We start from the raw sequence: 791 nt of genomic DNA, 5'->3' as shown, positions 1-791 counted from the left end.
TCTACTGCAGGGTCATCGCTGCCAAGCGCTTCGATACCGAATTGAACGAATTGTCGCTGTCTACCTTGTTGAGGACGCTCATAACGGAACATCGGTCCAATATAAAAGTATTTGGTCGGCTGATTCGGCAGTCCATAAACTTTATTCTGAACATAAGAACGAACAACTGAAGCCGTCCCTTCAGGCCGAAGGGTGATGCTCCTTTCGCCTCGATCCTCAAACGTGTACATCTCCTTTTGGACAATATCCGTGCTATCTCCTACTCCTCGTTGGAAAAGCTCGGTATGCTCAAAGATCGGTGTTCTGATTTCTTTATAGTGATAACGACGGCACAAGTCCGTCAATTGCTGTTCTACATATTGCCATTTTTCAGAAGTACCAGGCAGGATATCCTGTGTACCTCGAGGGGCGTTTATACTCATCTGATCTCCTCCTTAAAATAAACCAACCATATATTCCCACAAAAAAAGTTCCCGTCCCTTTTCCTTGTATCGGAAAAGGGACGGGAACTCTCCCGCGTTGCCACCCTGATTGAAGCAAAGCTTCCACTCAAAAACAGTTAACGCCTGTTTACGTCCACACCTACTAACCTTCGATATGGCACCTAAGAAATGTCTTTCACCAGACCATTACAAGGGATTGCTTTCAGCCTATTGGCAATCCTTCTCTGTTTGTATGGGAAACTGGCTACTTTTTTCCTCAATGGCTTTAGTCGATTCATTATAGAATTGATTACTATCATATAGCCTTTATGAATCCAATGTCAAGTTGTCTAAAAAAATAATCAAAAA

The 791-nt window shown here is 43.1% G+C and carries 1 protein-coding gene and 1 other annotated feature; the gene reads right to left on the bottom strand.

All coding sequences use genetic code 11. The features are described from left to right. Positions 1 to 422 (bottom strand): ATP phosphoribosyltransferase regulatory subunit (locus LD39_RS21470; protein ID WP_035553922.1); only part of this gene is annotated, 422 nt, incomplete at its 3' end. A gap of 73 nt (positions 423 to 495) precedes the next feature. Next, positions 496 to 712, bottom strand: a binding site (T-box leader). Between the last annotated feature and the right edge of the window lie 79 nt (positions 713 to 791).

Source organism: Halobacillus sp. BBL2006 (assembly GCF_000786645.1).
Taxonomy (GTDB): domain Bacteria; phylum Bacillota; class Bacilli; order Bacillales; family Halobacillaceae; genus Halobacillus.
The sequence above is the reverse complement of the archived record's forward strand: the minus strand, read 5'-3'. Positions and strand labels throughout refer to the sequence as shown.